17 protein-coding genes and 1 pseudogene are annotated in these 24,552 nt (G+C 65.7%); 12 read left to right on the plus strand and 6 right to left on the minus strand.

Going from position 1 to position 24,552, the window contains the following annotated elements; genetic code table 11:
* The first annotated feature begins 64 nt into the window (after positions 1–64).
* The 8 genes from IN820_RS20710 to IN820_RS20745 all read left to right on the plus strand — a co-directional run bounded on the left by IN820_RS20710 (position 65) and on the right by IN820_RS20745 (position 9,799).
* A complete protein-coding gene (locus IN820_RS20710) occupies positions 65–2,245 on the plus strand; it encodes a PAS domain-containing protein (protein WP_193682770.1) in 2,181 nt (726 codons plus the stop codon).
* Between the two features lie 162 nt (positions 2,246–2,407).
* Positions 2,408–2,824: a 30S ribosomal protein S6 gene (gene rpsF / locus IN820_RS20715; RefSeq protein WP_193682771.1), complete on the plus strand. Its 417-nt coding sequence runs from the start codon at positions 2,408–2,410 to the stop codon at positions 2,822–2,824.
* A 28-nt stretch (positions 2,825–2,852) separates the two neighbouring features.
* Positions 2,853–3,083: a 30S ribosomal protein S18 gene (gene rpsR / locus IN820_RS20720; protein WP_003283112.1), complete on the plus strand. Its 231-nt coding sequence runs from the start codon at positions 2,853–2,855 to the stop codon at positions 3,081–3,083.
* A gap of 34 nt (positions 3,084–3,117) precedes the next feature.
* A complete protein-coding gene (locus IN820_RS20725) occupies positions 3,118–4,011 on the plus strand; it encodes a YybS family protein (protein WP_193682772.1) in 894 nt (297 codons plus the stop codon).
* Positions 4,012–4,032: 21 nt separating this feature from the next.
* Positions 4,033–4,479, plus strand: a complete 447-nt coding sequence (gene rplI, locus IN820_RS20730) for a 50S ribosomal protein L9 (RefSeq protein ID WP_193682773.1) — start codon at positions 4,033–4,035, stop codon at positions 4,477–4,479.
* Between the two features lie 101 nt (positions 4,480–4,580).
* Entirely contained in the window at positions 4,581–5,975 is a 1,395-nt protein-coding gene (gene dnaB, locus IN820_RS20735; protein WP_193682774.1) for a replicative DNA helicase, read from the plus strand.
* A gap of 313 nt (positions 5,976–6,288) precedes the next feature.
* Positions 6,289–7,365: an alanine racemase gene (gene alr, locus IN820_RS20740; protein WP_193682775.1), complete on the plus strand. Its 1,077-nt coding sequence runs from the start codon at positions 6,289–6,291 to the stop codon at positions 7,363–7,365.
* 154 nt (positions 7,366–7,519) lie between these two features.
* Entirely contained in the window at positions 7,520–9,799 is a 2,280-nt protein-coding gene (locus IN820_RS20745; RefSeq protein WP_193682776.1) for a YgiQ family radical SAM protein, read from the plus strand.
* Positions 9,800–9,868: 69 nt separating this feature from the next.
* On the opposite strand, the pseudogene IN820_RS23075 reads toward IN820_RS20745, so the two are convergent.
* Together IN820_RS23075 and IN820_RS20755 are read right to left on the minus strand one after the other, a co-directional pair.
* Positions 9,869–10,378: pseudogene (locus IN820_RS23075) on the minus strand (methyl-accepting chemotaxis protein); the annotation flags it as partial.
* 1,688 nt (positions 10,379–12,066) lie between these two features.
* The gene (locus IN820_RS20755) at positions 12,067–13,665 is read right to left on the minus strand and encodes a response regulator (protein ID WP_193682778.1); all 1,599 of its coding nucleotides are present in this window, start codon (positions 13,663–13,665) and stop codon (positions 12,067–12,069) included.
* Between the two features lie 311 nt (positions 13,666–13,976).
* On the opposite strand from IN820_RS20755, the gene IN820_RS20760 reads away from it, so the two are divergent.
* Complete coding sequence (locus IN820_RS20760) at positions 13,977–15,035, plus strand: DUF2333 family protein (RefSeq protein WP_193682779.1); 1,059 nt, start codon at positions 13,977–13,979, stop codon at positions 15,033–15,035.
* A 206-nt stretch (positions 15,036–15,241) separates the two neighbouring features.
* Here IN820_RS20760 and IN820_RS20765 read toward each other — a convergent pair whose 3' ends face one another.
* From IN820_RS20765 to IN820_RS20780, 4 genes are all read right to left on the minus strand, one after another.
* Positions 15,242–16,582: a sigma-54-dependent transcriptional regulator gene (locus tag IN820_RS20765; protein ID WP_193682780.1), complete on the minus strand. Its 1,341-nt coding sequence runs from the start codon at positions 16,580–16,582 to the stop codon at positions 15,242–15,244.
* Positions 16,583–16,716: 134 nt separating this feature from the next.
* Positions 16,717–18,309 (minus strand): sensor histidine kinase, encoded by a 1,593-nt coding sequence (locus tag IN820_RS20770; RefSeq protein WP_193682781.1) that lies wholly within the window; start codon positions 18,307–18,309, stop codon positions 16,717–16,719.
* On the minus strand, positions 18,299–18,532 hold the full coding sequence (locus IN820_RS20775) for a PP0621 family protein (RefSeq protein WP_193682782.1): 234 nt from the start codon (positions 18,530–18,532) through the stop codon (positions 18,299–18,301). Before IN820_RS20775 ends, IN820_RS20770 begins: the two co-directional genes overlap by 11 nt.
* A 135-nt stretch (positions 18,533–18,667) precedes the next feature.
* The gene (locus IN820_RS20780; protein ID WP_193682783.1) at positions 18,668–19,657 is read right to left on the minus strand and encodes an outer membrane protein assembly factor BamD; all 990 of its coding nucleotides are present in this window, start codon (positions 19,655–19,657) and stop codon (positions 18,668–18,670) included.
* A gap of 204 nt (positions 19,658–19,861) precedes the next feature.
* Between IN820_RS20780 and rluD the strand changes: the two genes are divergently transcribed.
* The 3 genes from rluD to clpB all read left to right on the plus strand — a co-directional run bounded on the left by rluD (position 19,862) and on the right by clpB (position 24,299).
* Positions 19,862–20,836, plus strand: coding sequence for a 23S rRNA pseudouridine(1911/1915/1917) synthase RluD (rluD, locus tag IN820_RS20785; RefSeq protein ID WP_193682784.1), 975 nt, complete (start codon positions 19,862–19,864; stop codon positions 20,834–20,836).
* Positions 20,833–21,570, plus strand: a complete 738-nt coding sequence (gene pgeF, locus IN820_RS20790) for a peptidoglycan editing factor PgeF (protein WP_193682785.1) — start codon at positions 20,833–20,835, stop codon at positions 21,568–21,570. Before rluD ends, pgeF begins: the two co-directional genes overlap by 4 nt.
* A gap of 164 nt (positions 21,571–21,734) precedes the next feature.
* Positions 21,735–24,299 (plus strand): ATP-dependent chaperone ClpB, encoded by a 2,565-nt coding sequence (clpB, locus tag IN820_RS20795; protein WP_193682786.1) that lies wholly within the window; start codon positions 21,735–21,737, stop codon positions 24,297–24,299.
* Positions 24,300–24,552: the final 253 nt, after the last annotated feature.

The raw sequence follows: 24,552 nt of genomic DNA on the forward strand, positions 1-24,552 counted from the left end.
GGATGCTGCCGGAGCCGTCCGGAGTGTTCGTTACGTGGCGTCAGGCTCGTACCATGGAGGTTGTATGCGGCAACGCCCGTCTTTCGAAAGCCTGTTTCGGCATTCCCCCAATGCTTATGTGCTGCTCGACCCGGAACTGGTCATCCTGGATGCCAATCCTGCCTACCTGACGCTCACCGGCCGTCAGCTCGAAGACATTCGCGGCCAGCGCCTGCACGAGGCGTTCGCCGCCGACCCGCAACATCCGGAGTCGACCCATGTCCAGGAGTTGCTGGATTCGCTCGCCCGCGCGCTCAGCCGCAGGGCTGTCGACTCGCTGCCGGTCATTCGCTATTCCCTCGTGCGCCGGACGCCGCACGGGCCGGTCAGCGAGGATCGCTACTGGAGCGCCACCCACACGCCGATCCTGGGCGAGCAGGGCGAGGTCGTCGCGATCCTGCAGCATACCTCGGATATCACCGAGCTGATGAAGGATTCGCTGCGCCGCCCCGGCGCTGGCCGGCAGCCGGTGCAGCAGCTCGAGCAGGGCGTGATGTCGCGGGCCAGGCTGTTGCAGGCCGAAGGCATCCAGTTGCGGCGGCTGTTCGCCCAGGCGCCGGGCTTCGTCTGTTTCCTGCGCGGGCCGGGGCATGTCTTCGAGCTGGTCAATGATGCCTATCGACGCCTGATCGGCCCGCGTCAACTGCTCGGCAAGACGGTCCGCGAAGGGCTGCCGGAACTCGAGGCGCAGGGAATCTTCGAGCTGCTCGATGAGGTCTACGCCACGGGCGAGCCTTATATCGGCAAGCAGGTATCGCTTTTGCTGCAGCGCCAGCCTGGCGCGGCGGCGGAAAAGGTGATCGTGGATTTCGTTCTGCAGCCGATCATCGAGCGTGATGGCGAGGTTTTCGGCATCTTCGTCCAGGGCCAGGACGTGACCGAGCAGCAGCGTAACGAGCAGGAGCTGCGCGTCTATCGCGAGCACCTCGAAGAGCTGGTGCGCGAGCGAACCCGGGCATTGCAGCAGAGCGAGACGGAACGCCAGGCGACCGAAAAGGCGCTGCTGCAGGCGCAGAAGCTCGAGGCGGTGGGCAAGCTCACCGGGGGCATCGCCCATGACTTCAACAACATGCTGCAGATCATCGGCGGCAACCTGCAGTTGCTGCGACGCAGCCTCGGCAGCGACGAGACCGCGCTACGGCGCCTGGACTCGGCGGTCAGCGGGGTGGAGAGGGGCGCGCGTCTGGCCTCGCAACTGCTGGCATTCGCCAGTCGGCAGCCCTTGCAGCCGCAGCCGGTCCAGATGGACCGCTTGCTCGGGCAGATGCACGAGCTGCTCAATGGCGCGCTGGGCTCAGCCGTTCGGGTCGAGCTGGACGCCGCAGACGACCTTTGGCCGGTTTTCGCCGATGTCGGCAACCTGCAGAGCGTCGTGCTCAATCTCGCAGCCAATGCGCGTGACGCGATGGCGGGCAGCGGCACGCTGCTTATCCGGCTGGCCAATTGCACGCTGGATGATTCCGGGCTTCCGGGGGCAGAGGTGGAGGCGGGCGATTACGTGCGGTTGAGCGTCGTCGATCAGGGCGGTGGCATGAGCGCCGATGTCCGTGTCCGCGCGTTCGAGCCGTTTTTCACCACCAAGCGGCAGAGCAATGCCTCCGGGCTCGGGTTGAGCATGGTCTACGGCTTCGTCAGGCAGAGTGGCGGCTTCGTCACGCTGGAGAGCGAAGAGGGTGGGGGAACCGCCGTGCATGTCCATTTGCCGCGCGGCGCTGCCGCGGCGGATCGGGCCAACGGCCAGCCAGCCGGGCAGCGTATGTCTACCGAGGAGAGCGACGAGACAAGCCATTCGGTCCGTGAGCCGGTTGGTGCGCAGAGCGGTGCGGGCTTGAGGATCCTTTTCGTCGAGGACGATCCGACGCTGCGCATGCTGACCGGCGAGGTGATGCTCGAGCTCGGCCACCAGGTGGAGCTCAGCGAGACGGCCGAGGAAGCGCTGCAATGCCTTGAGCGGCAGGCATTCGATGTACTGCTGACCGATGTCGGGCTGGCGGGCATGGACGGGGTCGAGCTGGTGAAGCAGGCGGGGGCGCGCCATCCGCAGCTCTCGCTGGTGATCGCCTCGGGTTATGCGGTGGATGCCGCCGAGATTGGCCTGAACCGGCTGCGCACGATGCTCAAGCCCTATGATATCCATCAGGTGCGCGATCTGCTCGACGCGATCCAGGCCGAGCGCGTCGAATCGGGCGGCGAAACGACTGGTTAAATATTCACCAATTCGCCTTGCGCCGCTGTCGGCCCTTCTCTAGAATGGCGCCCCTTGCCCGGATGGCAGGCGTTTGCGCGTCCCTTCAGCCGGCAAGACAACAAGTCATTCACTCCTTGCCTGACCGCATCGTCGGCAGGCTGCAACCCGTAAGGAGCAGTTATGCGTCATTACGAAATCATCTTTCTGGTTCATCCGGACCAGAGCGAGCAGGTCGGCGGCATGGTGGAGCGTTACACCAAGCTGATCGAAGAAGACGGCGGCAAGATCCACCGCCTGGAAGACTGGGGCCGTCGTCAGCTGGCTTATGCCATCAACAACGTGCACAAGGCTCACTACGTGATGCTGAACGTCGAGTGCAGCGGCAAGGCCCTGGCCGAGCTGGAAGACAACTTCCGCTACAACGATGCCGTCATCCGCAACCTGATCATTCGTCGCGACGAAGCCGTGACCGAGCAGTCCGAAATGCTCAAGGCTGAGGAAAACCGTAGCGAACGCCGCGAGCGTCGTGATCGCCCTGAAAACACTGACGGCTCCAGCGAGAGCGACAGTGACAGCGATAACAACGCTGACGAGTAATCCACGGATCTATTGAGGAGCCTATTTCATGGCACGTTTTTTCCGTCGTCGTAAGTTCTGCCGTTTCACCGCCGAAGGCGTGAAAGAGATCGATTACAAGGATCTCAACACCCTGAAGGCCTACATCTCCGAGACCGGCAAGATCGTTCCTAGCCGCATCACCGGAACCAAGGCTCGTTATCAGCGTCAGCTGGCCACCGCTATCAAGCGCGCCCGCTACCTGGCCCTGCTGCCCTACACCGACAGCCACGGCCGTTGATCCGGCTGGTCGACAGAAGTAAAGGATAAATCGCATGCGCGCCCTGGCCGAGTTCATCATGCGTGGCCGCATGCAGGCCATCTTCGTGGTGGCCGGCGCTGCGGCGCTGCCGATGCTGTTCTGGCTGAGCGCTGCTGCAGGTAGCCTGGTGCTCCTGCGGCGTGGGCTGAACGATGCGCTGGGGGTCCTGGTGTGGGCCGTATTGCCGGCGCTGGCCTGGTGGTATTTCGGCGATCCGCGCACCCTGCTGGTGTTGCTCGGCTCGCTGGGGCTGGCGCTGCTGTTGCGCAGCCAGGCATCGTGGTCGCGGGTGATGTTGTGCAGCGTAGGTCTCGGACTGCTGTATGTCTGGGCTCTCGGTGCCGTGTTTGGCGAGCCCATCGCGGCGCTGGCCAGTGAGCTGCAGAAAGTGTTGCCCGACGCCTTGTCGGACGCCTATCGGCAGCTCTCGGTGGATGAGCGCGCGCGGCTGGATTCGCTGCTGGCACCGGTGTTGACCGGCCTGCTGGCGGCATTGCTGCAGATCGTCACCCTGCTGAGCCTGATGCTGGGGCGTTACTGGCAGGCCGCGCTGTACAACCCGGGCGGTTTCGGCAGCGAGTTTCGTGCGCTGCGGTTTCCGCCGATGCTGGCGATCCTGCTGCTGGTGGGCATGCTGCTGGGGCCGAATCTCGGTGCACAGCTGGCCGTGCTGACACCGCTGTGCAGCGTTCCGCTGGTGTTCGCCGGCGTTGCGCTGATGCATGGGCTGGTGGCTCAGGGGCGCTTGCCGCGATTCTGGCTGGTGGGGCTGTACGTCACGCTGGTGCTGTTCATGCAGTTGATTTATCCGCTACTGGCCGTATTGGCCATTGTCGACAGTCTGTTTGATTTTCGCGGTCGCTCTGCCGGTAAGAACGGCGCGGGACCTGCGAACGGTGAAGGTTAAAAGTTAAGAGGTAAGACTCAAATGGAAGTCATCCTGCTGGAAAAGATCGCCAACCTGGGCAACCTGGGCGACAAGGTAAACGTCAAGGCCGGTTACGGCCGTAACTACCTGCTGCCGCAAGGCAAGGCTACCGCTGCGACCCAGGCCAACATCGCCGAGTTCGAAGCCCGCCGCGCCGAGCTGGAAAAAGCCGCTGCCGAGAAGAAGGCCTCTGCCGAAACTCGTGCTGCTCAGCTGGCCGAGCTGGAAGTCACCATCACCGCCACCGCGGGCGATGAGGGCAAGCTGTTCGGTTCCATCGGTACTCACGATATCGCTGACGCACTGACCGCCTCCGGCGTCGAAGTGGCGAAGAGCGAAGTTCGCCTGCCGAACGGCACCATCCGCCAGACCGGCGAATACGACGTGGCCGTGCACCTGCACACCGACGTCGAAGCGACCGTCAAGCTGATCGTCGTAGCCGGCTAAGCCATCGTCTGGCACCTCTGGTGCCTGACGCGTAACATCGGGCACGCTTCCACGCGAGTGGAACGTGCCCTTTGTTTTTTCCGTTTCGAATCCCGAATGCCATGAACGACATCAGTGTCCCCCAGCAATACGACCTGGAAACCGCCGCGCTCAAGGTGCCGCCACATTCCATCGAGGCCGAGCAGGCGGTGCTCGGCGGTCTGATGCTGGACAACAATGCCTGGGAGCGCGTGCTCGACCAGGTGTCCGATGGCGACTTCTACCGCCACGACCATCGCCTCATCTTCCGCGCCATCTTCACCCTGGCCGAACGCAACTCGCCGTTCGACGTGGTGACCCTGTCCGAACAGCTGGACAAGGAAGGGCACCTGTCGCAGGTCGGCGGCCTGGCCTATCTCGGCGAGCTGGCGAAGAACACGCCCTCGGTGGCCAACATCAAGGCCTACGCGCAAATCATTCGCGAGCGGGCCACGCTGCGCCAGCTGATCGGCATCAGCAACGAGATCGCCGACAGCGCCTACGCACCGCAGGGGCGTACCGGCGAGGAGATTCTCGACGAGGCCGAGCGGCTGATCTTCCAGATCGCCGAGGCACGACCGAAGACCGGCGGCCCGGTGGGCATCAACGACATCCTGGTCAAGGCCATCGACCGCATCGACACGCTGTTCAACCTCGGCGAGGCGATCACCGGCCTGTCCACCGGGTTCAACGACCTGGACGAAGCCACCAGCGGTCTGCAGCCGGCCGACCTGATCATCGTCGCCGGGCGTCCGTCGATGGGCAAGACCACCTTCGCCATGAACCTGGTGGAGAACGCCGTGCTGCGCACCGACAAGGCGGTGCTGGTGTTCTCCCTGGAAATGCCCGCCGATTCCATCGTCATCCGTATGCTCGCCTCGCTCGGGCGCATCGACCAGACCAAGGTGCGTGCCGGTAAGCTCGATGACGACGATTGGCCGCGGCTGACCTCGGCGGTCAACCTGCTCAACGACCGCAAGCTGTTCATCGACGACACCGCCGGCATCAGCCCCTCGGAAATGCGTGCGCGCACCCGGCGCCTGGCCCGCGAACACGGCGAGATCGCCATGATCATGGTCGACTACCTGCAACTGATGCAGATTCCGGGCTCCAGCGGCGACAACCGGACCAACGAGATCTCCGAAATCTCCCGCTCGCTGAAGGGCCTGGCCAAGGAATTCAACTGCCCGGTGATCGCCCTGTCGCAGCTCAACCGCTCGCTGGAACAGCGCCCCAACAAACGCCCGGTCAACTCCGACCTGCGCGAATCGGGTGCGATCGAGCAGGATGCCGACATCATCATGTTCGTCTACCGGGACGAGGTGTATCACCCGGAAACCGAATACAAGGGCGTCGCCGAAATCATCATCGGCAAGCAGCGGAACGGCCCGATCGGCACCACCCGCCTGGCCTTCCTCGGTCGCTACTCGCGCTTCGAGAACCTGGCTCCGGGCAGTTACCAGTTCGATGACGAATAAGGCAGCTTGAAGCCGGAAGCTTGAAGCTGGAAGAAAAAGCCTCTATCCCTGGCGGCAATGGCGTGTGCTTTTTGTAGGAGCCCGCTTGCGGGCGATGCTGCGAAATGCTGATTGCCCGCAAGGGGTCGGCGTCCCCCGGGCTCCTACACAAGGGTGTGCGGCTTTACCCTCGACAGGGATGAACCCCGCCGCCGACGCTTTTCCAGCTTCCAGCTTCCAGCTTCCAGCTTCCAGCTTCCAGCTTCCAGCTCCTGCGCAAACACTTCGACAGGAGTAAGATTCCACTCTCCCTCCGCTGTACAGGAACCCTCCCATGCGTCCCCTGGTTGCCACGGTCGATCTGACCGCGCTTCGCCACAACTATCTTCTTGCCAAGCGATGCGCCCCGGGGCGCAAGGCGTTCGCCGTGGTCAAGGCGAATGCCTACGGGCACGGTGCGCGCGAGGCGGTCGTGGCGTTGCGTGAGATCGCCGACGGCTTCGCCGTGGCCTGTCTGGAGGAGGCTGAAGAGGTCCGCGCCTGCGCGCCCGATGCGCGCATCCTGCTCCTCGAGGGTTGCTTCGAGCCCGCCGAGTACCTGCGCGCGGCCGAGTTGGGCCTGGACATCGCGGTACAGGACCGGCGCCAGGCCGACTGGCTGCTGGCGGCCGATCTCGTGCGGCCGCTGAACGTCTGGCTCAAGCTGGATTCGGGCATGCACCGCCTCGGCTTCAGCGTCGCAGGGCTACGCGAGTGTCATGCCCGGCTCAAGGGCGCGGCGCCGGTCGGTGAGCTGAACCTGATCAGCCATTTCGCCTGTGCCGACGAGCGCGGCCATCCGCTGACCGACACCCAGCTGGAGCGTTATGGCGAGCTGCTGGGGCTGGAATTCGACAACTGCTCGCTGGCCAACTCCGCTGCGGTCCTGACTCTGCCGCAGGCACACATGGCCTGGGTCCGCCCCGGGATCATGCTCTATGGCGCCACGCCCTTTGCCGAGTTGAGCGCCAGGGAGCTGGGACTCAAGCCGGTGATGACCCTGACCGGCGCGCTGATCGCGATCCGCGAGCTGGCCGCGGGCGAAAGCGTCGGCTACGGCGCCGGCTGGGTGGCGCAGCGACCGTCGCGCATCGGCACCGTCAGCTGCGGCTATGCCGATGGCTACCCGCGAACCGCGCCTTCCGGAACCTCGGTGGTGATTCATGGCCGGCGCGTGCCCTTGGCCGGACGGGTATCGATGGACATGCTCGCCGTCGACCTGAGCGATCTGCCGCAGGCGCAGCTTGGTGACGCGGTGGAGCTGTGGGGCGCGCAGATGCCGATCGACGAGCTCGCCCAGGCCTGCGGGACCATCGGCTACGAGCTGCTGACCAAGGTGACCGGCCGGGTGCCACGCCGCTACGTCGGCTGACCCGGAGCGTTGATCGAGTCGCCCGGGTGTAGGCGGCTGCAGGATATCTGCGCGCGCCTGTCGCAAGGGCGAGTAAAGACCCTGTGCAGTGGTCGGGCTTGATCATTTTTTGTGCTATATTCCGCGCCCGTTTTCGTTGCCCCGGTTTCCCGCCATGCATGCCGCCAAGCCGCTGTTCGACTACCCCAAGTACTGGGCCGAGTGTTTCGGCCCGGCGCCGTTCCTGCCGATGAGCAGGGAGGAGATGGATCGGCTCGGCTGGGATTCGTGCGACATCATCATCGTCACCGGTGACGCCTACGTCGACCATCCGTCGTTCGGCATGGCGATCATCGGTCGGTTGCTGGAGGCCCAGGGCTTTCGCGTCGGCATCATCAGCCAGCCCGACTGGCAGAGCAAAGACGACTTCATGAAGCTCGGCGAGCCGAACCTGTTCTTCGGCGTCGCCGCCGGCAACATGGATTCGATGATCAATCGCTACACCGCCGACCGCAAGGTGCGCTCCGACGATGCCTACACGGCTGGCGGCCTGGCCGGCAAGCGCCCGGATCGCGCCAGCCTGGTCTATAGCCAGCGCTGCAAGGAGGCCTACAAGCACGTGCCGGTGGTGCTCGGCGGGATCGAGGCTTCGCTGCGGCGTATTGCCCATTACGACTACTGGTCGGACAAGGTACGCCGCTCGATCCTGATGGATGCCACGGCGGACATCCTGCTCTACGGCAACGCCGAGCGGGCCATCGTCGAGGTGGCGCAGCGCCTGGCCCGCGGCGAGTCGATCGAGGCGATCACCGACGTGCGCGGCACCGCATTCATCCGCAAGGACACGCCCGAGGGCTGGTTCGAGATCGACTCCACGCGCATCGACCGTCCGGGCAAGATCGACAAGATCATCAACCCCTACGTCAATACCCAGGATCTGTCCGCCTGCGCCATCGAGAAGGAAAAAGGGCCGCAGGACGATCCGAACGAGGCCAGGCCGGTCGAGCTGTTGCCGCACCCGAAACTCGAGCGCGAGCGCACGGTGATCCGCCTGCCATCCTTCGAAAAGGTGCGCAACGATCCGGCGCTGTATGCCCACGCCAACCGTGTGCTGCACCTGGAAACCAACCCCGGCAACGCCCGCGCGCTGGTCCAGCGGCACGACGACCGTGAGTTGTGGCTCAACCCGCCGCCGATTCCGCTGACCACCGAGGAAATGGATTACGTGTTCGCCGCGCCCTATGCGCGCGTGCCGCATCCGGCCTACGCCGGGGCGAAGATCCCGGCCTACGAGATGATCCGCTTCTCGGTGAACATCATGCGCGGCTGCTTCGGTGGCTGCACCTTCTGCTCGATCACCGAGCACGAGGGACGCATCATCCAGAGCCGTTCGCACGAGTCGATCCTGCACGAGATCGAGGAAATGAAGAACGTGCCGGGCTTCACCGGCGTGGTGTCCGACCTGGGCGGGCCGACCGCCAACATGTATCGCCTGGCCTGCAAGAGCCACGACATCGAGAAACACTGTCGCAAGCCGTCCTGCGTGTTCCCCGGCATCTGCGAGAACCTCGACACCGACCACAGCTCGCTGATCGAGCTGTACCGCAAGGCCCGTGCGCTGCCCGGCGTCAAGAAAATCCTGATCGCCTCGGGCCTGCGCTACGACCTGGCCGTGGAGTCGCCGGAGTACGTCAAGGAGCTGGTCACCCACCACGTCGGCGGCTATCTGAAGATCGCCCCGGAGCACACCGAGCGCGGCCCGCTGGACAAGATGATGAAGCCGGGCATCGGCACCTACGACCGCTTCAAGCGGATGTTCGAGAAATACTCGAAGGAGGCGGGCAAGGAGCAGTACCTGATCCCGTACTTCATCGCCGCGCACCCGGGCACCACCGACGAGGACATGATGAACCTCGCCCTGTGGCTGAAAGCCAACGGCTTCCGCGCCGACCAGGTGCAGGCCTTCTATCCGTCGCCGATGGCCTCGGCCACGGCGATGTATCACACCGGCAAGAACCCGCTGCGCAAGGTGACCTACAAGAGCGAGGGCGTGACCATCGTCAAAAGCGAGGAGCAGCGCCGCCTGCACAAGGCCTTCCTGCGTTACCACGATCCCAGGGGGTGGCCGCTGCTGCGTGAGGCGCTAGTGCGCATGGGCCGCGCCGACCTGATCGGCAACGGCAAGCATCAGTTGATCCCGGCGCACCAGCCGGCGGTCGATGGCTACCAGAGCGCGCGGCGCAAGAATTCCACGCCGGTGGGCAGCAAGAAGGCCGGGCAGGGCGGCAAGGTCCTCACCCAGCACACCGGGCTGCCGCCGCGCAGCCACGACGGCAATGCCTGGGACAAGCGCGAGCAGGCCAAGGCCGCTGCCGAGGCCCGGCGCAAGGCCGCCAACGGCGGCAAGCCGGCGGGCAAGGGGCGCAAGCCGCAGCGTCCGGTCGCACCGCGATAGCGGCGAGTAGCGGTTGATGAACCTGCATGCCCGCATTCCGGCTCGGTGTGGCATGCGCCTGCGTCGTGCCTAGAACCTGAACGCCTGTGTCGCCTGGTCCAGCTCGTTGCCCAGGCGCAGCATGCGTGCGCTCTGCTCCCGGCCGCGGCTGATGTGGTTCAGGTTGGCATCGCCCAACTGATGGATGCGTTCGCTGTGCCCGCGGATTTCGCTGACCGCCTCGCCCTGTTGCGCGGTGGCCTGGGCGATCTGTTCGGCCATGCGGCTGATGGTGGCAATGGTCGCGACGATCTCGTCCAGCGCCTGGTCGGCACTCTGCGCCAGGTTTGCCGTGCCTTCGGCGTGGGCGACCTGGCTGCGCATGGCGTCGACCGACTGCCGGGCGGCCTGCTGCAGGCGGCCGATCAGTTGCTGGATCTCCTCGGTGGCGCCGCTGGTGCGTTGCGCCAGCGAGCGCACCTCGTCGGCCACCACGGCGAAGCCTCGCCCATGCCCGCCGGCGCGGGCGGCCTCGATGGCGGCATTCAACGCCAGCAGGTTGGTCTGCTCGGCGATGGAGCGGATCACCGTCAGCACATTGCCAATGGTGGTGGTTTCGTCGGCGAGGTGTTCGATGGCGGCGGCATTGTCCTGCACTTCGCCGACCAGGCCATGTAGCCCGGTCAGGCTTTGGCCGATCACCTGCTGGCCATGCTGGACGGCACGTGCCGCCGCGCGGCTGGCTTCGGCCGCTTCGCCCGCGCCATCGGCCACTTGCTGGATGGTGGCTTCCAGTTCGCCCAGCGAATCGCGGATCTGGGCGGTATCGCCGGTCTGGCGCTGGGCGCCGTCATGCAGGTCGCTGTTCATCTCGTCCAGGTTGCGGCTGCTGGCGGCCACCTGCTCGGCCTGCTGGCGCAGGGTGCCGACCAGTTGCAGCAGGTAGCTGCGCAGGCGGTTGAGCGAGGTTTCGATGTCGGTGATCTCGCGGATCTTCGAATCGATGCGCGCATCCTTGCTGAAGTCGCCCTCGGCCCAGGCCGAGAGTGCCGGCACCAGCTGGCCGAGGGTGCGGGTCAGCTGGCGTTGCAGGCGATCGATGGCCAGCGCGATGAGCAGGATCAGGGCGATGATGGCGCCCTGGATGAGCCGCACCTCGCCCTGGATGCGCCCGTGTTCGGCGCGTACTGCGGGTTCCAGTTCGGCCAGCGCCTGCTGTACGGCGTCGACCCGGCGTGCGCTGCTGTCGAGCAGCTCGCTGCGTTGCCGGATCAACTGGCGGGTGCGCTGCAGCTCGGCCGGGTAACGCTTGACCAGGCTGGTGAGTTCGCGCTTCAGGGCGGTGCCGCGATCTTCGCTGTTCTGCTGCGGGCCCGTATCGCTGTCCAGCTCGAGCAGGGCGGCGAAGCTACTGGCGGTCGACTGCTGGGCGGCCAGCACGCCGAGCAGGGGCAGGGCATCGAGCCGCGAGGCTTCCTGCTCCAGGGCATGCAGCGCCTGTTCGACTTCGCCGGCCAGCTCGTCGCGGCCACTGCTCACCAGCTTGCCGCGCGCATGGCTCAGGCGCAGCAAGTGCTGGCTGGCGGCGAACAGCGGCTGTGGATAATCCCGCGCGTTCGGGTGGTCGGCCTGGGCCCGGTAGTCGTCGAGCTGGGACAGTGCCCCGGCCATCTCGCGTTCCGCCTGCAGCAGCAGGCCTTGCGGGTCGCCGGCCAGCTTGCCGGCCGCGAGCAGGTCGTTGGCGCTGAACTGGATCAGTTCGTCCAGGCTGGGACGCAGCCTGTCGGCGAAACCGCTGGGCAGTTCGGCGATGTCCTGCCGCAGAGCCTCGAGTGCCTGCTGCGCCTGGCTATGGCGCAAGGCGTCGCCGCTGGCCAGGTAGGCGCGGATGTTGTCCGCGGCCTGGTGCTGGAACTGCTGGGACAGGCCGAGATAGCGGGCCATCAGCAAGTAGGGGCGTTCCATGGCGCGCTCCGACCACCAGAGCGTGGCGCCGAGCGCCAGGCAGACCGCGATGAGCAGCAGGGTATTGAGCGTGGTGAGCGACTTCAGACGCATCATCGCCTCGCAGGGGCAGTGCAGGAGGCTAGGAATCTATGGCAGTTTGATGTCAATCGCATGACAGCCGGGGCGTGGCTAGGAGCAGCCGGAGGAGGTGAGCTAGGTTGAGGAGGCGCGTAGGTTGGGTTGCGGAGCGAAGCGACAAAGCCCAACTCTCACCGAAGCGCTGGCCGACATTCCCCTCGTTGGGCTTCGCTACGCTCAACCCAACCTACAAAAGCGTCGGATCACTGGAAACGCTCGACGCGGTTGCGTCCGCCGTGCTTGGCGCGATAGAGCGCTTCGTCGGCCTGCCGGGTGAGCGTCTTGACGTCGGCATCGGCGGTCAGCTCGCTGATGCCGCAGCTGAAGGTGCAGCTCAGGTCCTGCGGCTGGGCGGGGTAGCGGATTTCGGCGAAGCGCTGGCGGATGTCGTTGAGCACCTTGCAGGCCGCTTCCGCCGGGGTGTCCGGCAGCACCACGGCGAATTCCTCGCCACCGTAGCGGCCGATGTGGTCGGTCTTGCGCAGGCGCTGCTTGAGAAACAGCGCCAGGCTCTTGATCACCCGGTCGCCCATGGGATGCCCATAGGTGTCGTTGACCCGCTTGAAATGGTCGATGTCGAGCATGGCGAAGCTCAGCGGGCGGTTGTCGCGCCGCGCGCGGAAGCGGGCGTCTTCGAGTAATTGCAGGCTGTGGGTGTGGTTGTACAACCCGGTGAGGCTGTCGCGCACGATGCGTGCCTTGAGGCTTCGGGCGCGGGCGGCGCGGGTGCGCACGGTGGCGATCAGATGGCTCGGCTTGATCGGCTTGGTGAGGAAATCGTCGCCGCCTTCACCCATGGCGTCGAGCTGCTTGTCCAGGTCGTCTTCGGCGGACAGGTAAATGATCGGCACGCTGACGTAGCGTTCGTGCTGGCGGATTACCTTGGCCAGCTCCGTGCCCAGGCAGTCGGGCATGTACATGTCGAGGATGATCAGGTCCGGCTGGAATTCGGCCAGGGCGCCGATGGCCTGGATCGGTTCGATCAGCGTCTGGGTGACGATGCCGGCGTTGTTCAGCACCCGCTCGGTATGCGTCGCCTGCGCGCGCGAGTCGTCGATGATCAGTACGCGGATCGGCTCGTAATGCGCCGTGCGGGTGAAGATCTCGATCTTTTCCAGCAGGCTGGAGGCGTCCAGGGTGCCGGTGAAGAACTCCAGGCCGCCGGCGCGTACGGCCGCCAGGCGGGTCGGGGTGTCGGTATCGGCATGGCTGAAGAACAGCATCGGCAGCTTGTCTTCCAGTCCCTGCTGAATTTTCTCGGCCAGCCGCAGGCCCTCACCGGGGCCGTTGAAATCCACTTCCATGACGATGGCGGCCGGGTGGCGCTGGTGCATCGCGGCGCGAAAGGCGCTGTCGCTGCCGAAGGCCTGCGCCGACATGCTGAAAAAATCCAGCTGGCGCACCAGGTGTTCGGCGCGCTCGTGGTCCTGCAGGGCGATGTAGACCGGCTTGCCCAGGGGCAGCAGGATGGACTGGCTCTGTGGATCGCTGTGGCGCAGGCCGGTACGGGCGAGGCGGTAGATCAGTTGGCTGAGGGTCGAGATGGTGTCGCTGGAGAGACGTCCGCGATTGTCCTGGATGTCGCCCAGACAATCCTCGATCCCCTGCGCCAGTTCGCTGTGCTCGGTCTGTTCGAAGCGTTCGGCGAAGCGCCGCAGGCGCAGCGTGGCTTCGCTCAGGGCAACGTGGTAGCTGTCGTTCCATTCGCTGCGCTGCAGCTGTTGCCAGACTTCCAGTACTTCACGGGCCTGGTGGATCACCCGCTGGGCGAAGTACTGCTTGAGCTCTTCCTGTTCCGACATCGTGCGCTTCCCGGTACGCCAGGTTCGCGTCCGGGCGTTTTTAATGGCCTCATGCTATCACTGTGGGAGCGGTTTGGAAGTCGCGGGGCCGGTAGTGGTTCTCAATTTGGCGCTGAGTATGCCTAGGCACCATTACCTGCGTCCCGCGCCTGCGGAACGCCGCCCGACCTGGCGCCATTTGACGCGGCAACGCGGCCTGCGATGAAACGTCAACAGACCCTAGGGTCTGCGTTATAGTGAAAAGCCGTCGCCGCAACGTCCCAGACGCCTTGCGGTCGAACCCCTGAATTCGCGAGAAGGACATACAACCCATGCTGGACTGGAAGAATCGCTTCGCCCGTCTCGGTCGTTCGAACGGCGCCTCGGGGGTGGCCGATCACCGGGCTGGCAACCCGCTCCTGGCGATTCTTGCCGGCCTGCTCGGGCTGTACCTGCTGGCGACGTTGGTGCTCGGCTGGTACTGGAGTCGCGAGCCGGACCTGTTCCCCGTCCAGCAGAACGCCCGCCAGGCGGCCGAGGCGGCGCAGCGCCAGCTGGTCAACGGCTACACCACGGTGGAAACCCTCAAGCGCGTTGCCAGTACCCTGCTGGACAAGCCCGGCGGCTACCTGAGCAACGACATCGCGCCTCCCGGCCTGTGGCTGGACAACATGCCCAGCTGGGAATACGGGGTATTGGTGCAGGTCCGCGATCTGAGCAGGGCGCTGCGCAAGGATTTCGCTCGCTCGCAATCGCAGTCCACCGAGGACACGGACCTGGCCAAGGGCGAGCCGCTGTTCAATTTCGACAACCGCAGTTGGGCATTGCCGGCCTCGGAATCCGAATACCGCAATGGCATCCGGGCGCTGGACCGCTACCTGGCGCGGCTCAGCGATCCGGAGCCGAAGGCGCTGTTCTATACGCGGGCCGATAACCTCAACAACTGGCTCGGCGATGCCGCGACCCGGCTGGGGTCGCTGTCGCAGCGCCTGTCCGCCAGTGTCGGCCGGGTACGCCTGGATACCGACATCGCGCCCGAGCAGGAGCGGGCGGGTATCGTCCCGCAGGTCAAGGAACAGGTGGTGGAAACGCCCTGGCTGCAGATCGACAACGTCTTCTTCGAGGCGCGCGGGCAGGCCTGGGCGCTGTCGCACCTGCTGCGCGCCATCGAGGTGGATTTCGCCGACGTGCTGGCGAAGAAGAACGCCACCATCAGCGTCAGGCAGATCATTCGCGAACTGGAAGCCGCGCAGGAGCCGCTGTGGAGCCCGATGGTGCTCAACGGTAGTGGTTATGGGGTACTGGCCAACCACTCGCTGGTGATGGCCAACTACATCTCCCGCGCCAACGCGGCGATCATCGACCTGCGCAATCTGTTGTCGCAGGGGTAAAGGCAGCTTCAAGCCTCAAGCCTCAAGCCTCAAGCCTCAAGCCTCAAGCGGCAAGTAAAAGCGCAAAGCGGCGCAGCAGCGTAGGCCGGGTCACGCTTCATCGACCCGGCGAGCGGGTAATGGTGGATGTAAAAAACGACATCCACCCTACGCTGGCTTGCAGCTTGCAGCTTGCAGCTTGCAGCTTGCAGCTTGCAGCTTGCAGCTCAATCCAATCCCAGCTTCTTCAACCGATAGCGCATCGAGCGGAACGTCAGGCCGAGGCGCTGGGCGGCGGCGGTGCGGTTCCAGCGGGTTTCCTCCAGCGCCTGCATGATCAGCTTGCGCTCGATCTCTTCCAAGTGGTCTTCCAGGTTGTCGATTTGCGCCAGGCGGGTGTCGCCGTTTTCCGGCAGTCCCGGGCTGTCCGCCAGGCGCAGGTCGCCGGCCTTGATTTCGTCGCCGTCGCAGAGGGTATAGGCGCGTTCGAGCATGTTCTCCAGTTCGCGCACGTTACCGGGGAAGCGGTAGTTCTCCAGCTTGGCGAGGGCGTCCGGATGCAGGCGTGCGCTGCTGTCGCCGCATTCCTGCGCCAGGCGCCGGAGCATGACGTCGGCCAGCAGGCCGATGTCCTCGCGGCGTTCGCGCAGCGGTGGTACGCGCAGCTCGATGACGTTCAGGCGGTAGTAGAGGTCCTGGCGGAAACGACCGGCCGCGACTTCGTTGGTGAGATCCTTGTGGGTGGCGCAGAGGATGCGCACGTCGACCATCACTTCCTGGGCGCCGCCGACGGTGCGCACGGCCTTTTCCTGAATGGCTCGCAGCAGCTTGACCTGCATCGGCAGCGGCAGGTCGGCCACCTCGTCGAGGAACAGGGTGCCGCCATGGGCGGCCTGGAACAGCCCGGGCTTGTCCTCGATTGCGCCGCTGAAGCTGCCTTTCCTGTGGCCGAAGAATTCGCTTTCCATCAGTTCCGACGGAATCGCGCCGCAGTTGACTGGCACGAACGGCCGCTCGCTGCGCGGACCCTGTTCGTGGATCAGGCGCGCCACCAGTTCCTTGCCGCTGCCGGACTCGCCGCTGATGTAGACCGGCGCCTGGCTGCGGGCGAGCTTGCCGATCTGCTTGCGCAGCGTCTTCATCGGCGGCGAGCCGCCCAGCAGGCGGGTGTCCACCGGTAGTTCCTCGGCCGCGGGCGCGCGCAGGCGCAGGGCGGTGCCGACCAGCTCGCGCAGGCGGTTGAGATCCACCGGCTTGGTGAGGAAGTCGAACGCCCCGGCCTTGAGTGCGCCGATGGCGGTATCCAGGCTGCCGTAGGCGGTGATCATCGCCACCGGCAGTTGCGGGTGCTGCTGCTGGATGTGCTGCACCAGCTCCAGGCCGCTGCCGTCGGGCAAGCGCATGTCGGTCAGGCACAGATCATAGCGCTCGCGCGCCAGCCATTCGCGGGCTTCCTTGAGGTTGCATGCGCTGCGGGTATCGAGCTTCATGCGGCCGAGGGTGATTTCCAGCAGCTCGCGGATATCCGGCTCGTCGTCGATGATCAGTGCTTTCTGGCGCGCGGTCATGGTCCTGCTCTTGTTGGCTGAAACGGCGGTCACCCGGCGTTCGGGTCGCCGGCCATGTTAACTCCGCGGCAGGCGGGCGTGCCTGCCGCATTGGTCGATGTGTGATGCGTTGCCGGCAAGCGGGCCGCCACCGCTCAGCCCAGTTTGCGCGGGTGTGCGAAGACGATGCGAAAGCAGCTGCCGCCCTCGGCGCGCTCGCGATAATCGAGGCGAGCCTGGTTGCTTTCGCACAGCTCGCGGGAAATGTACAGGCCCAGCCCGGTGCCCTTGTTCTCGGTGGTGAAGAACGGCTCGAACAGGTTCTGCAACTGCTCGGCGGCGATGCCGGGGCCGTCGTCGAGCACTTCCACCACCGGCAGGTCGCTGGCCTCGTCGCGGAACAGGCGCAGCCAGACCTGCGCCTGAGGGTGCTGCTGACCGCTGTAGCGCAGGCCGTTCTGCACCAGGTTGGTGAGCACCTGGGTCAGCTGGTTCGGGTCCATGCGGGTCTGCAGCGAGCTGCCGATGGTTTCCAGGTGCACACTCTGCTGCGGGCCGAGCCCCTGGCGGAACTCGCTGACGAAACGGTGCAGCCAGTACTTGAGGTCCAGCAACTGCGGTTCGGCCTGGCGCCGGCGCGACAGCTGCAGGATGTTCTCGATCACCAGGTTCATCCGTCGCGAGTGATCCTGGATGATCGTCGCCAGGCGGCGGTCCGGTCCGTCGAGCGCTTCGGATTCCTGCAGCAGCTGGGCGGCGTGGCTGATGGCGCCGAGCGGGTTGCGAATCTCGTGAGCGATGCTGGCCGTGAGCCGGCCGAGGGAGGCGAGCTTGAGCTGCTGGGCCTTCTGGGCGATCTGCGAGATGTCTTCGAGAAAGACCAGGGTGTCGAGCTTGTCGCCATGCTGCAGGGCGGCGAAGCTCGGCTGCAGGATGGGGCCGCCGGGGGTGGCCTTGAGGTTCTGCGGGCGCAGGGTCGGATTGTCGCGCCACTGCTGCAGGGCCTTGAGCAGCTCCGGGCAGCGCGGCGCGAGGCGTTCGCCGGCCAGGGAAGTCTGGCCGAGCAGATGCAGGGCGCTCTGATTGGCCAGCAGGATGCGTTGCCGTGAATCCAGTACCAGGATGCCGGTGCGCATGCGCTGCAGGATCAGCGCATTGAGCGCCTCGAGGTTGGCGACGTCCTCGGCGCGTTGGCGCGCCAGGCTTTCGCTGGCCTGCAGGCGGCGGGTCAAACCCTGCACCAGCAAGGCGGCGGCGAAGCAGAGCGTGCCCAGTGCGCCGGCCTGGACATACTGGCTGCTGGCGCTCGGGTGGCTGATGCTGAGGTAGAAGGTCAGGTAGATCAGGCCGATCGCCGCCACCGCCGCGATGAAGAAGCCGACGCGGCCGCGCAGGAGTATGTTGGCGATGGCGACCGCGATGATCAGCAGGTTACCGATGCCGCTGGGGGTTCCGCCGCCGAAATAGAACAGCCCCGACAGCAGGATCACGTCCATCAGCGCCAGGCCGAGCACTGGAATGTCGCGCCGCGGGTTCTGCACCAGCACGGCGACGACGATGTTGAGGATCAGGTAAAGCCAGGCGCCATACTGGAACGCCTGCGGATTGCTCATCTGCAGCAGGTCGTTGTGCAGATCGCTGCTGATCAGCAGGACCAGCGCCAGGCCGATGGTCAGTCGATAGAGGTGGTACAGGCGGAGGATGCGCTGTCCCTGGTCGCCCAGGAAGGTAAGGCTCTCAGTGCCCACCAGGCTTGCTGCCCTGCTCGAGATGAGCGCGGCTGCAATACCACTGCTCGCCGGCCTGCAGCGCCTGGTCCTGTGGCACATGGATACCGCACTGGGCGCAGCGGACCATCGGCAGGGTGGTCTGCTGGTTTCTGGGCGAGGCCTTCTTGGACGACAGACGTCGCCAGAGCCAGAACGCGGCGGCGATCAGGGCGATCCAGAACAGCAGACGAAACAGACCCATATCTTTCTTCCTGATTAAAGCGTGCCGGCTACAGCCGGATCGCCGGGGCGCCTGCCGGGCCGATCCGGTTGTGGCCGGGCAGGGTACTTCTCATCGCCCATGGCGCCGCGACTGTCTAACTAGCCGGCCTTGCGCTCAGTCGAACAGGCCGAAGGTCAGGCGGCTCCACCAGGAGCGCTTCTCGCCCTGCTGCTCCGCTTCCTTGAGTACGGGGCGCAGTTCCTCGGGCAAATCCTGGGCCGCGCTCTCGTACTGGCGCAGCACGTCGCGGTTCGCACGCGAGGTGTCCGGGCGCGGCGCCTCGCCTTCGATCAGGCCCAGGGTGGCCTTGCTCAGCCAACTGCGGGTGTCTTCCTCGCGCTCGACGGGGGTGAATTTTCCGTCTTCCAGTGTCGCGTGATCCGGGTAGTTGAGCTGCAGGGTCTGCAGGCTGCTGTCGGCGAGGTCGTCGAGGCCCAGGCGCTGGTAGGCCTCGGTCATCACCGCCAGGCCATCGGCCACCGCTGGCGTGCCCTGGAAGTTCTCCACCACGTAGCGTCCGCGGTTGGCGGCGGCGACGTAGGCCTGGCGCTTGAGGTAGTAGTGCGCCACGTGGATTTCGTTGGCCGCCAGCAGGTTGCGCAGGTAGATCATGCGCGCCTTGGCGTCCGGCGCGTAGCGGCTGTTGGGGTAACGGCTGGTGAGCTGGGCGAACTCGTTGAACGAGTCACGAGCGGCGCCCGGGTCGCGCTTGGTCATGTCCAGCGGCAGGAAGCGGGCGAGCAGGCCGCGGTCCTGGTCGAAGGAGGCCAGGCCCTTGAGGTAGTAGGCATAGTCGACGTTCGGGTGCTGCGGGTGCAGGCGGATGAAGCGCTCGGCCGAGGAGCGAGCGGCTTCCGGCTCGAGGTTCCGGTAATAGGCGTAGATCAGTTCCAGCTGCGCCTGCTCGGCGAAGCGGCCGAACGGATAGCGCGATTCCAGGGCCTTGAGCTTTTCGATGGCGCTGGTATAGCTCTTGTTGTCCAGGTCGGCCTGTGCTTGCTGGTACAGCTCGACTTCACCCAGGTTCTCGCTGACCGGCTCCTTGGACGAACAGGCGGCGGTAAGGGCGAGGATGGCGATCAGCAGCAGGTGTTTCACTTGCATGGCGGCTTGCGTCCCTGTGACGGCTGGCTGTCTCGCGCGGAGCCGTCCTGTTATGATGAGCGCCCCGGTGCGCCGGGACAAAGACGCCGTATTTAAACACAAGCGTGTAGCCGAAACCAAAGGCCGCTCCGCCGCCTGCGGTCCAGGGACCCGTCCACTGCCGCTGGACGCTGCCCACCTCTCTCAGACGAATCCACTCCGCGTATGTCCACGACTTCCAAACAGGCCATCCAACTTCGCGCCGAGGTGCCGTTCGACCTCGGCGGGCAACGCCTCGATCAGGTCGCGGCGCAGCTCTTTTCCGAGCACTCGCGCTCGCGTCTCGCCGCCTGGATCAAGGACGGCCTGCTGACCGTGGATGGCGCCGCGCTGCGTCCGCGCGATACCGTGCATGCCGGTGCGGTGCTCGAACTCTCCGCCGAGCAGCAGGCGCAGGGGGAGTGGGTGGCGCAGGAGATTCCGCTGGATATCGTCTACGAGGACGAGCACATCCTGGTGATCGACAAGCCGGCCGGCCTGGTCGTGCATCCGGCCGCCGGGCATGCCGACGGCACCTTGCTCAACGCCTTGCTGCACCATGTGCCGGACCTGATCAACGTGCCGCGCGCCGGCATCGTGCATCGCCTGGACAAGGACACCACCGGGCTGATGGTCGTGGCCAAGACGCTGCAGGCGCAGACCCGCCTGGTCGAGCAGTTGCAGGCGCGCAGCGTCAGCCGCATCTACGAAGCCATCGTCATCGGCGTGATCATCACCGGCGGCACCGTCGACGCGCCGATCGGCCGCCACGGCCAGCAGCGCCAGCGCATGGCGGTGGTGGAGGGCGGTAAGCCGGCGGTCAGCCATTACCGGGTGCTCGAACGCTTCCGCTCGCATACCCATGTGCGGGTCAAGCTGGAAACCGGCCGTACCCACCAGATCCGCGTGCACATGACCCATCTCGGCTATCCGCTGGTGGGCGACCCGCTCTACAGCGGGCGCTTCCGTATTCCGCCAGCGGCCAATCCGACGCTGGTGCAGTCGTTGCGCGAATTCCCGCGGCAAGCGCTGCATGCGCGCTTCCTCGAACTGGACCACCCGGCCACGGGCCAGCGGATGAAGTGGGAATCGCCGCTGCCGGACGATTTCGTCTGGCTGCTGACCTTGCTGCAGCAGGATCGCGAGGCCTTCATCGGGTGAGCGCCCGGGCCGACGACTGGCTGGTGCCCGACTGGCCGGCGCCGGCCGGGGTTCGCGCCTGTGTGACGACGCGCAGCGGCGGCGTCAGCGTCGCGCCGTTCGACCGCTTCAATCTGGGCGATCATGTCGGCGACGAGCCGACCGCGGTCGCCTGGAATCGCCGCTACCTGCAACAGACGCTCGGCTGCCGTCCGGTGTGGATGTCGCAGGTGCATTCGAGCGTGGTGATCGAGGCCGAGCCGGGCATCTGTGCGGTGGCCGATGCCAGCTGGAGCGACAGGCCTGGCGAGGCCTGCGCGGTGCTCACCGCCGATTGCCTGCCGGTGCTGCTCTGCGACCGCGCCGGTACGCGGGTGGCGGCGGCCCATGCCGGCTGGCGCGGGCTGGCCGGCGGCGTGCTCGAAGCGACGCTGCAGGCGCTGGCGGTGCCGGCCGACGAGCTGCTGGTCTGGCTGGGGCCGGCCATCGGGCCCGGGGCGTTCGAGGTCGGGCCCGAAGTGCGCGAGGCCTTCCTGGCGCAACACGCGGCCTGCGCCGAGGCATTCGGGCCGAGCCGCAATGCCGGGCGTTTCATGGCCGATCTCTACCGGTTGGCCCGTATCCGCCTGGCGGCTCGTGGCGTGAGCGCGGTGTATGGCGGCGGCCTGTGCACCTTCGGCGATCCGCGTTTCTACTCCTACCGCCGCGCTCCGCGTACCGGTCGCTTCGCCAGCCTGGTCTGGCTGGAGCGCTAGCTCCGGAGTGATCTCCAGGCGTGACTGTCGGGTCCGGGCATGACCTGCATCAATGTCATCCGCCTTGAATCTCCAACAATCATCCTCATCTATGCTGCATCTCGCAGGTTTCTGTAACGGCGGTTCAGTGCGCCGGCCTGCCTTTACCTTGAGGATGAACGTCCATGCGTATCGATCGTTTGACCAGCAAGCTGCAGCTTGCGCTCTCCGATGCCCAATCCATCGCCGTTGGCCTGGATCACCCGTCCATCGAGCCGTTGCACCTGATGCAGGCGCTGCTCGAGCAGCAGGGCGGCTCGATCAGGCCGTTGCTGATGCAGGTGGGCTTCGACATCAACGCCCTGCGTCAGGCGCTGACCAAGGAGCTCGACCAACTGCCCAAGCTGCAGAACCCCACCGGCGACATGAACCTGTCGCAGGACCTGGCGCGCCTGCTCAACCAGGCCGACCGCCTGGCCCAGCAGAAGGGCGACCAGTACATTTCCAGCGAGCTGGTGCTGCTCGCTGCGCTCGACGGCAACACCCGCCTGGGCAAGCTGCTGCTGGCCCAGGGCGTGAGCAAGAAGGCGCTGGAGAATGCCATCGCCAACCTGCGCGGCGGCGAGGCGGTCAACGATCCCAACGCCGAGGAATCGCGCCAGGCGCTGGACAAGTACACCGTGGACATGACCAAGCGCGCCGAGGACGGCAAGCTCGACCCGGTGATCGGTCGTGACGACGAGATCCGCCGCACCATCCAGGTCCTGCAGCGGCGCACCAAGAACAACCCGGTGCTGATCGGCGAGCCGGGCGTCGGCAAGACCGCCATCGTCGAGGGCCTGGCCCAGCGCATCGTCAACGGCGAGGTGCCCGACGGGCTCAAGGACAAGCGCCTGCTGGCGCTGGACATGGGCTCGCTGATCGCCGGCGCCAAGTTCCGCGGCGAGTTCGAGGAGCGCCTGAAGGCCGTGCTCAACGAGCTGTCCAAGCAGGAAGGGCGGGTGATCCTGTTCATCGACGAGCTGCACACCATGGTCGGCGCCGGCAAGGCCGAGGGCGCCATGGACGCCGGCAACATGCTCAAGCCGGCCCTCGCACGCGGTGAGCTGCATTGCGTGGGCGCCACCACGCTGGACGAGTACCGCCAGTACATCGAGAAGGACGCCGCGCTGGAGCGGCGCTTCCAGAAGGTGCTGGTGGACGAGCCGAGCGAGGAGGATACCATCGCCATCCTGCGCGGCCTCAAGGAGCGCTACGAGGTGCACCACGGGGTCAGCATCAGCGATGGCGCGATCATCGCCGCGGCCAAACTGTCGCACCGCTACATCACCGACCGCCAACTGCCGGACAAGGCCATCGACCTGATCGACGAGGCGGCCAGCCGCATCCGCATGGAAATCGACTCCAAGCCGGAAGAGCTGGACCGCCTCGACCGTCGCCTGATCCAGCTGAAGATCGAACGCGAGGCGCTGAAGAAGGAAGATGACGAGGCGACCAAGAAACGCCTGGCCAAGCTCGAGGACGATATCGCCAAGCTGGAGAAGGAATACGCCGATCTCGAGGAAATCTGGAAGTCGGAAAAGGCCGAGGTGCAGGGCTCGGCGCAGATCCAGCAGAAGATCGAGCAGGCCAAGGCCGACCTGGAGGCCGCGCGGCGCAAGGGCGATCTGGCGCGCATGGCCGAACTGCAGTACGGCATCATCCCGGACCTGGAGCGCAGCCTGCAGATGGTCGACCAGCACGGCAAGGCGGAGAACCAGCTGCTGCGCAACAAGGTGACCGACGAGGAAATCGCCGAGGTGGTGTCCAAGTGGACCGGCATCCCGGTCTCGAAGATGCTCGAGGGCGAGCGCGAGAAGCTGCTGCGCATGGAAGACATGCTGCACCAGCGGGTGATCGGCCAGCACGAGGCCGTGGTCGCGGTGGCCAATGCCGTGCGCCGTTCGCGCGCCGGCCTGGCCGATCCGAATCGTCCGAGCGGTTCGTTCCTGTTCCTCGGTCCGACCGGGGTGGGCAAGACCGAGCTGTGCAAGGCGCTGGCGGAATTTCTCTTCGATACCGAGGAGGCGATGATCCGCATCGACATGTCCGAGTTCATGGAGAAGCATTCGGTGGCCCGCCTGATCGGCGCACCGCCGGGCTATGTCGGCTACGAGGAGGGCGGTTATCTGACCGAGGCGGTGCGTCGCAAGCCTTATTCGGTCGTCCTGCTCGATGAGGTCGAGAAGGCCCATCCGGATGTGTTCAACATCCTCCTGCAGGTGCTCGAGGATGGGCGCCTGACCGACAGCCACGGGCGTACCGTGGACTTTCGCAACAGCGTGGTGGTGATGACCTCGAACCTCGGCTCGGCGCAGATCCAGGAGCTGGTGGGCGATCCGGAGGCCCAGCGGGCGGCGGTGATGGATGCGGTGGCGCATCATTTCCGCCCGGAGTTCGTCAACCGTATCGACGAAGTGGTGGTCTTCGATCCGCTGGGTCGCGAGCAGATCGCCGGTATCGCCGAGATCCAGCTGGGACGTCTGCGCAAGCGCCTGGCCGAACGCGAGCTGAGCCTGGAGCTCACCCAGGAGGCGCTGGACAAGCTGATCGCCGTCGGCTACGACCCGGTCTATGGCGCGCGGCCGCTCAAGCGCGCCATCCAGCGCTGGATCGAGAATCCGCTGGCGCAGCAGATCCTCTCCGGCCAGTTCGCGCCAGGCAGCACGGTCAAGGCGCGGGTCGAAGGCGAGCAGATCGTCTTCGACTGACGTTGGCTGATGCCGACCTGCGTGCCGCCGAATGGCTGGCGCGCAGGTCGCGATCCATTGAATGGGGCATTCCGAGCGTTGCGCTGGGGGAACGCAAAGTATTGTCAGGAATCGCATTTCCAGGCTTGACAGCGTTGCCGGGAACCGTAAAATGGCGCGCCTCTGAAGCGGGAACGTAAGTGACGCTGAAGAGCTGGAATAGATAGTTGTTCCGCGATAGCTCAGTCGGTAGAGCAAATGACTGTTAATCATT

Source organism: Pseudomonas lopnurensis, from assembly GCF_015070855.1.
GTDB classification, from domain to species: domain Bacteria; phylum Pseudomonadota; class Gammaproteobacteria; order Pseudomonadales; family Pseudomonadaceae; genus Stutzerimonas; species Stutzerimonas lopnurensis.